The following is a 7,983-nucleotide window of genomic DNA, read 5'->3' as shown; positions in this document are numbered from 1 at the left end:
CTTGCTGCGGGGGCGCTCTCAGGAGCTGGCCTGAGTGAGGTCGAATGGACAGTCGAACGGCACGGTCGAGCCACCCGCTACCGGCCGGAGTCCGAGCTGTTGCCTGACTTGCTTACCGATCTGAGCGACATCCGTCTTCTCATGACCGGCCGCCAGTCGGGCCCCGTCCGGCTACGGTTGACCATCGCGACTGCACGCATGTCGGGACTTGTGGCTCTGACACTGCTCAAAATGGGGGACGACCGCGCGAAGAGTTGGTGGCGGACAGGACGGGCGGCTGCTGCCGCCGCAGAGGATCGCGCGACGCTGTCGTGGATGTACGCCCAGGAGGCGTACCAGCTCTACTACAACGGCGACTTACACGGGGCTGCCGAGCTGGCAGTACGCGCCCAGCACTGGGCTGGGGGTATGCCATGTGTCGGGCCTGCGTTGGCTGCCCCCCTGGAGGCACGCGCGCACGCACTCCTAGGACGGCATGAAGCAACGGCATCCGCCCTCTCACTGGCCCGAACCGCGCTGGACCGGCTTTCAGAAGTAGACCAGGACGAGTCAGCCTTCGGCTACTCGGAGTCGCAGTTCGCCTTCCACGCCGGTAACGCGTGGACTCATCTTGGTGAGACCAGCCAAGCGCAAGGCCATCTTGCTCGCGCGCTCGACCTGTATCCCACGTCAAACCTCGCTGATCGTGCCCTCGTCAGACTCGATCAGGCCATGTGCTCGGCACTCTCAGGTGACGTGGCGTCAGCCGCCGAGCTGGCGATAGGCACGGTGGTGGAGCTGCCGGAGCAGCATCGCACTGCCTTGATCATCTCCCGTGCTCGTGACGTGGCCTGTAAGGTGCCAGGGAATCGAACGGTTACGGAGGTCAGAGCGCTTCGCGAGATCCTGTTGCTGCCCTCCGAGGGATGAAGGTAGCCAACACGATGCAGATCAGCGCGGCGACCGAGGCGGACACGGAATGTCTCTCGGTCCTCCTCGGTGAGATCGAGCACTACTACGGTGGTGAACCAGTACCGGGCGACCCCGAACAGATCCGCAGTGCGCTCTTCTCTGACCGGCCGGTCGCGACCGTCCTCTTGGCCCGCGACGGAGACACGGTGCTGGGGCTCGCGTCGTACACCTTTCTCTGGCCTGCGGCCGGTGCGGAGAGTTCCCTGTACCTCAAGGAGCTGTACGTACGGTCGAACGCCCGCCGTGGCGGTGTGGCGCGTGCACTCATGGCGGAGCTGCGCAGTGTCGCCACCGCATCGGGCTGCTCCAGGATTGAGTGGACCGCCGACACCGACAACCCTTCTGCCCTCGCGTTCTACAAGGCGCTCGGAGTAGAGCCCAAGGGCGGCAAGGTCTTTTACCGCTCCGCACTGTAGGTACATCTGCGCGAGTCCTGGGGGCCGGGGCCGCCCTCTCCGTCATTGTTCGGGCCACACCGAGCCGTCAAGGGCGCCTTCGGCGTCGCTACGCGATGAGCGCGCTCACCCTTGACTGCTCACCGCGCCCCTGGTGCTGGCTGGCTATCGGGCGGCCCCTCCCGCGTGGCGCCCGGCGGTCGGCGTACGACGCGCCGCTACGACGCAGGGAGACCTGCGCAAGCCATTCATGCAGGTCAAAGGATCAAAGCCCTCCTGCGTCGACCGCTCTCCCGATACAATGGTGTGTATAAGAGTGGTACCTCGCGCAGTTCCCCGCGCCCCTGTTGGGGTTGCTCGCCGTGGTGAGGTGCTGTGCGCTGCGGAGCAGCCGCACGTACGCCAGGGGCGCGGGGAACTGCGCGGCCCGCCACGACGCGCCCGCGGACCGCGACGCACCCGGGAGGGGCAGGGCGCACCCGCGGCCCGCCACGACGCGCCCGCAGGGAACCGTAGAATCGGCGGGTGACCGTGATGGGTGTGCCTGGTTCGAAGTCCGTGACCGCGCGGGCGTTGTTTTTGGCGGCGGCGGCCGACGGGACGACGGTGCTGCGCGGCCCGTTGGTGTCGGACGACACGGAGGGCTTCGCCGAGGGCCTGACCCGGCTCGGGTACGAGGTGGAGCGGCGCGAGGGCGAGTGGCGGGTGACCGGCCGCCCGGCCGGCCCCCCGGCGGACCGGGCCGAGGTGTTCACGCGGGACGCGGCGACCGCCGCCCGCTTCCTGCCGGCACTCGCCGCCGCCGGCCACGGCACCTTCCGCTTCGACGCGTCGGCGCAGATGCGCCGCCGCCCGGTCGCCCCGCTCACCGAAGCGCTCCGCACCCTGGGCGTGGACCTGGCGTACGAGGAGCAGGAGGGCCACCTCCCGCTGCGGCTGGCGGCAGCCGGCCTCAAGGGCGGCGCGATCGACCTGGACGCGAGCCTGTCCTCGCAGTTCCTCACCGCCCTGCTGCTGGTCGGCCCGCTCACCGCCGAGGGCCTGCGGATCAGGGTGACCGGCATCGTGTCGGTGCCGTACGTGGAGATCACGCTCGCGATGATGCGCCGCTTCGGCGTCGACGTGACCCGCGAGGGCGACACGTTCGTGGTCCCGCCGGGCGGCTACCGCGCCCAGGACTACCCGATCGAGCCGGACGCCTCCACCGCCAGTTACGTCTTCGCCGCGGCCGCGCTGGCCGGGCGCACGGCCACCGTCCCGGGGCTGGGCCGCGACGCCCTCCAGGGCGACCTGCGCTTCGTGGAGGTGCTGCGCCGGATGGGCGCGCACGTGGAGACGACGGCCGACGCCACCACGGTCACCGGCACCGGCACCCTGCACGGCCTGACCGCCAACATGCGGGACATCTCCGACACGATGCCGACCCTCGCGGCCATGGCGCCCTTCGCGGACGGCCCGGTCCGGATCGAGGACGTCTACAACACCCGCGTCAAGGAGTGCGACCGGCTGGAGGCGTGCGCGCTGAACCTGCGCGCGCAGGGCATCGAGGTCGCCACCGGCCGGGACTGGATCGAGATCCGCCCGGGCACACCGCGGCCGGTGGAGATCGCCTGCCACGGTGACCACCGCATCGCGATGAGCTTCGCCGTCGCGGGCCTGCGCACCCCGGGCACCACCTTCGACGACCCGGGGTGCGTGAAGAAGACGTTCCCGCAGTTCCACTCCTTCTTCGCGGACCTGCGCCGCACCTGGGACGTCTGACCCGCCCCCGGGGCGGGCACGGAGCTCGACGCCCTGGAGGCCGGTCCGGCGGCTGAGCGCCCGCCGTCCGGGCTAGCGCGCGCCCTTCGCCGCGTCGTAGGCCGCGCGGGCGGCGACGGCCGCCGGGCGGGTGGCGGTCTCGGCCACGGGGACGTTCCACCAGGCCTGCGCGGGCAGGCCCGGGCGGTCCGGGTCGGTGGTGACATGGACGGCGGTGGGGCGCGGCGAGGCGCGGGCGGCGGCCAGCGCGGCGCGCAACTCCTCGGCGGTGCGGGCGGTGTGGACCTCCAGGCCGAGGCTGGCGGCGTTGGCCGCGAGGTCGACGGGCAGCGGCGCGCCGGTGAAGGAGCCGTCGGGGGCGCGGAAGCGGTAGGCGGTGCCGAAGCGTTCGGCGCCGACCTGCTCGGACAGCCCGCCGATCGACGCGTAGCCGTGGTTCTGCACGATGACCACGTTGATCGGGATGCCCTCCTGCACGGCCGTGACGATCTCGGTGGGCAGCATCAGGTACGTGCCGTCGCCGACCAGCGCGAACACCTCGCGGTCGGGGGCGGCCAGCTTCACGCCGATCGCGGCGGGGATCTCGTACCCCATGCAGGAGTAGCCGTACTCCAGGTGGTACTGCCCGGGGTCGCGGGCCCGCCACAGCCGGTGCAGGTCGCCGGGGAGCGAGCCGGCCGCGTTGACCAGCACGTCGCGGTCGTGCAGCACCGCGTCGAGCGCGCCGATCACCTCGCCCTGCGACAGGCCCCCCGCCGGTCCGCTGTCCGGGCCCGCGCCGGCGAACACCGCGTCCGTACGGGCCCGCCAGTCGGCGACGGCCGCCGCCTGGTCCTCGGGCACCGGGAACCGGTGGCCGCCCAACTCCGCGGCCAGCGCCTCGATCCCGGCCCGGGCGTCACCGGTCAGCGCCAGCCCCGCCATCTTGTGGCCGTCGAACGCGGCCGCGTTGAGGTTCACGAACCGGGTCCGCGGGCCGAACAGCGAGGCGGACGCGGTGGTGAAGTCCGTCCAGCGGGTGCCGATGCCGAGCACCACGTCGGCGGCGCGCGCGGCGGTGTCCGCCGGCGCCGTGCCGGTGTGGCCCAGACCCCCGAGGCTGCCGGGGTGGTCCCAGCGCACGGCGCCCTTGCCGGCCTGCGTCTCGGCCACCGGAATCCCCGTCGCCGTGGCGAAGGCGGCCAGCGCCGCGCCCGCCTCGGAGTGCCGCACCCCGCCGCCGGCCACCACCAGCGGCCGCCGCGCGCCGCGCAGCAGCGCCGCCGCCTCGGCGACCGCCTCAGCGTCGGGCACCGGCCGCCGCACCGGCCACACCCGGGTCCGGAACAGCTCGTCGGGGAAGTCGTACGCCTCGGCCTGCACGTCCTGCGGCAGGGCGAGCGTGACCGCGCCGGTGTCGGCCGGGTCGGCCAGCACCCGCATCGCCTGGAGCAGTGAGGGCGCCAGCATCTCCGGCCGCCAGATCCGGTCGAAGAAGCGGGAGACCGGCCGCAGCGCGTCGTTCACCGACACGTCGTACGCCCAGGGCACTTCGAGCTGCTGGAGCACCGGGTCGGCGGGGCGGGTGGCGAAGACGTCGCCGGGCAGCAGCAGCACCGGCACGCGGTTGACGGTGGCCAGCGCGGCGCCGGTGACGAGGTTGGTCGCGCCGGGGCCGATCGAGGTGGTGCAGGCCATCGCGGACAGCCGGTGCGTGGTGCGCGCGTAGCCGACCGCGGCGTGCACCATCGCCTGTTCGTTGCGGCCCTGGTGGAAGGGCATCGCCTCCGGCCCGGCCTCCAGCAGCGCCTGGCCGACGCCCGCGACGTTGCCGTGGCCGAAGATCCCCCACATCCCCGCGACCAGCCGGTGCCGTACGCCGTCGCGTTCGGTGTACTGCGCGGACAGGAAGCGGACCAGCGCCTGCGCGACGGTGAGCCTCATACGTCCTCCTCTTCCTCCTCGGCGGCGCCCGGCGCCCGGTACAGCGGCAGCCGCGGGTCGGGCCGCTGGTCGCGCCAGGTCTCCCGCACCCAGGCGTGCGCCGGGTCGTCGCTGATCAGCCAGGCCCGCACCGGCCCCGGCCCGGCCATGACGTTCAGGTAGTACATGTCGTAGCCGGGCACGGCCATGCTCGGGCCGTGCCAGCCGTCGGGGATCAGCACCGCGTCGCCGCCGCGCACCTCGGCGAGCACGTCGCCGCTGCCCGCCGGCGAGGGGTAGACGCGCTGGTAGCCGATCGCGGCCGGGCCGCCGCGCAGCTCGTAGTAGTAGATCTCCTCCAGGCGGGTCTCGTGCGGCCCGTCCTCGTCGTGCTTGTGCGGCGGGTACGACGACCAGTTGCCGCCCGGGGTCAGCACCTCGACGGCGATGAGCCGGTCGCAGTCCAGCACGTCGGCCGCCGCGAAGTTGTTCACCTGGCGGCTCGCGCTGCCCGCGCCGCGCAGCTCCACCGGCACCGCGGACGCCGGGACCCGGCGTGCGGGCAGCCGCCGCGCGCAGCGCGCGCCCGCCAGCGCGAACCGGCCGCCGTCCGTACTGCCGATCACCGCGCGGCTGTCGCGCGGCAGGTAGCAGAAGTCGGTGGTGCCGGCGAAGACGTCGGCGCGGCCGCGCAGGGTGAACGAGCGCGGCCGCGCGCCGGGCCCGGCCTCCTGCACGTCCACGGTGCAGCCCCCGCCCAGCGGCAGCACCACCCACTCGCTGTCGCCCGCCGCGAAGTCCGCCGAGCCGCCGGGCGCCAGCGTCAGCACCCGCAGCGCGGAGTGCTCCCAGCCGGCCGACCGCGGGTCCACCCACAGGTCGTAGCCGTCCCGTGCCGTGCTTCCGGCCGGCACATGCCGGGCCCGTGTCCGGGGCCGGTCGCAGTCCGTCGTGCCCGTACCGGCTCCTTCCGTGCCCGCACCGGCTTCTTCCGTGCTCACACCGGCTCCTTCCGCAGCGCCGCGTCGATCTCCGCGCGGGTCGGCATCGCGTCCGCGCACGCCAGCCGCGACGCCACCAGCGCGCCCGCCGCGTTCGCCGCCCGCAGCACGTCCCGCAGCCCTTCGCCCGCCAGCAGCCCGGCGCACAGCGCGCCGCCGAACGCGTCGCCGGCGCCGAGCCCGTTGACCGCCCGGACCGGCACCGGCGGGACCGTGTGGGACTCGGTGGCGGTACGGCCCAGCACGCCGGCCGGGCCCTGCTTCACCACGGCCGTGCGCACCCCTCGGCGCAGCAGCAGCTCCGCGGCCCGCGCCGGGTCGCGGCTGCCGGTGGCGACCTCCGCCTCGGCGACGTTGCCGACCGCGAGCGTCGCGTACGACAGCGCGCGGGCGTACAGGGCCGGGGCGTCGGCGGGGTCGGCCCAGAACACCGGGCGCCAGTCCAGGTCGAACCAGACCTCGGTGCCCTCCTCCCGGGCGTCCAGCGCCGCGAACAGCGTGCTGCGGGTCGGCTCGACGGCCAGCGCGGAGCCGGTGATCCACAGCACCCGCGCGGCCCGTACCGCGGCCAGGTCCAGGTCCTGCGGGGTCAGGCACTGGTCGGGGGCGATCGGGCGGCGGTAGAAGTGGATCGGGAAGTGGTCGGGCGGGAAGAGCTCGCAGAACACCACCGGGGTCTGGGTGCCCGGCACGGTGCGCACGAAGGAATCGTCGACGCCGAAGCCGCGCAGCGCGGTGCGGACGTAACCGCCGAAGGGGTCGGCGCCCACGCCGGTGATGGTCGCGGTGCGCAGGCCGAGGCGGGCGCCGGCCACCGCCACGTTGGCGGCGGTGCCGCCGAGGGACTTGGCGAACGTCTCGACCTCGGCGAGGCCGACGCCGCTCTGCTGGGGGTAGAGGTCGACGCCGGCCCGGCCGAGGGTCAGCACGTCGTGCGGGCGCCGGGCGCGGTCGGCCGCAGCCGTGTCGGAGGCCGTACCGGGGGCGGTGCCAAGGGCGGGGTCGGGGGCGGGGTCGGGGGCCGTCACTGCGCGGCCAGCCAGGTCAGACAGGTGCGGACGTCGTCGACCGGGCCCTGGGCCGGGGGCGGTTCTGCGGTGAGGACGGTGTCCTGCTCCATCACGTACCAGCCGTCGTAGCCGGCGGCCTCGAGGGTGGCGACGAGCGCGGCCAGGTCGAGGTCGCCGGTGCCGAGCGGCCGGTACAGGCCCGCGGCGACGGCGGCGGTGTAGGTGGCGGCGCCGTCGCGGACGGCCGCGGCGCGGGCGGCGTCGACGTCCTTGAGGTGGACGTGGGTGACGCGGTCGGCGGCGCGGCGGGCGAGGGCGACGGGGTCGGTGCCGCCGACGAGCAGGTGCCCGGTGTCCAGGCACAGCCCGGTGCGGCTGCCGTCCAGGACGCGGTCCACGTCGGCGGGGCCCTCGACCATGGTGCCGACGTGCGGGTGCAGGGCGGCGGTCACACCGAGGCCGGCCGCGAGGTCGGTGGCGGCGTCGAGGCGGGCGAGGAGCGTGCGCCAGCCGGCCGCGTCCAGCGCGGGCCGGGCGTCGTAGCCGTCCTGCCCGGTCGCGGCGGCCAGCACGAGGGTGCGGGCACCGGCGGCGGTGAAGGAGTCCAGGGCGGCGCGGATGCCGGGCAGCGGGTCCCGGCCGGGGTCGTGCAGGACGGCGGGCACGAAGCCGCCGACCGCGGTGACGCCGTGCTCGGCGAGCAGCGGCCCGGGCAGGAAGCCGTCCGGGCCGAACTCGCTCGCGCCGATGCCGAGTCCGGCCAGCTCCGCCAGCACGCGGTCCGGGGTGAGCTGGTGGCCCCAGCCGGGCACCTCGCACACCCCCCAGGAAATCGGTGCCCCGGCGATCCGCTCGCGCCTCATGCCACCACCACTCCCTTCGGCTCGCCCGCCGGCCCGCCGCTCGGCCCGGCGCCTGCTGCTCCGGTCTCGTCCGGTCCCGTCCGTCTCGTCCGTGTCCGCG

The 7,983-nt window shown here is 74.4% G+C and carries 7 protein-coding genes; 3 read left to right on the top strand and 4 right to left on the bottom strand.

What is annotated here, in order from left to right; translation table 11 throughout:
- The 3 genes from WA788_RS19040 to aroA all read left to right on the top strand — a co-directional run.
- A partial coding sequence (locus tag WA788_RS19040) for an XRE family transcriptional regulator (protein WP_335978817.1) occupies positions 1-909 on the top strand: 909 nt, incomplete at its 5' end.
- Positions 906-1,367, top strand: coding sequence for a GNAT family N-acetyltransferase (locus WA788_RS19035; protein WP_335978815.1), 462 nt, complete (start codon positions 906-908; stop codon positions 1,365-1,367). The genes WA788_RS19040 and WA788_RS19035, both read left to right, overlap by 4 nt.
- A 504-nt stretch (positions 1,368-1,871) precedes the next feature.
- Positions 1,872-3,107, top strand: a complete 1,236-nt coding sequence (gene aroA, locus WA788_RS19030) for a 3-phosphoshikimate 1-carboxyvinyltransferase (RefSeq protein ID WP_335978813.1) — start codon at positions 1,872-1,874, stop codon at positions 3,105-3,107.
- Between the two features lie 72 nt (positions 3,108-3,179).
- On the opposite strand, the gene iolD is transcribed toward aroA, so the two are convergent.
- From iolD to WA788_RS19010, 4 genes are all read right to left on the bottom strand, one after another.
- Positions 3,180-5,030, bottom strand: a complete 1,851-nt coding sequence (iolD, locus tag WA788_RS19025) for a 3D-(3,5/4)-trihydroxycyclohexane-1,2-dione acylhydrolase (decyclizing) (RefSeq protein WP_335978811.1) — start codon at positions 5,028-5,030, stop codon at positions 3,180-3,182.
- The gene (gene iolB / locus WA788_RS19020) at positions 5,027-5,923 is read right to left on the bottom strand and encodes a 5-deoxy-glucuronate isomerase (RefSeq protein WP_335978855.1); all 897 of its coding nucleotides are present in this window, start codon (positions 5,921-5,923) and stop codon (positions 5,027-5,029) included. Before iolB ends, iolD begins: the two co-directional genes overlap by 4 nt.
- Positions 5,924-6,006: 83 nt before the next feature.
- Positions 6,007-6,939: a 5-dehydro-2-deoxygluconokinase gene (gene iolC / locus WA788_RS19015; protein WP_335978853.1), complete on the bottom strand. Its 933-nt coding sequence runs from the start codon at positions 6,937-6,939 to the stop codon at positions 6,007-6,009.
- Between the two features lie 95 nt (positions 6,940-7,034).
- On the bottom strand, positions 7,035-7,883 hold the full coding sequence (locus WA788_RS19010) for a TIM barrel protein (protein WP_335978810.1): 849 nt from the start codon (positions 7,881-7,883) through the stop codon (positions 7,035-7,037).
- Positions 7,884-7,983: the final 100 nt, after the last annotated feature.

This window comes from Streptomyces sp. CA2R106, assembly GCF_037034245.1.
Taxonomy (GTDB): Bacteria; Actinomycetota; Actinomycetes; order Streptomycetales; family Streptomycetaceae; genus Actinacidiphila.
The sequence above is the reverse complement of the archived record's forward strand: the minus strand, read 5'-3'. Positions and strand labels throughout refer to the sequence as shown.

Excerpts from the sequence above, each read along its gene's own strand:
- WA788_RS19035 (WP_335978815.1), top strand. The coding sequence starts at position 906 with ATGAAGGTAGCCAACACGATGCAGATCAGCGCGGCGACCGAGGCGGAC.
- iolD (WP_335978811.1), bottom strand. The coding sequence starts at position 5,030 with ATGAGGCTCACCGTCGCGCAGGCGCTGGTCCGCTTCCTGTCCGCGCAG.
- WA788_RS19010 (WP_335978810.1), bottom strand. The coding sequence starts at position 7,883 with ATGAGGCGCGAGCGGATCGCCGGGGCACCGATTTCCTGGGGGGTGTGC.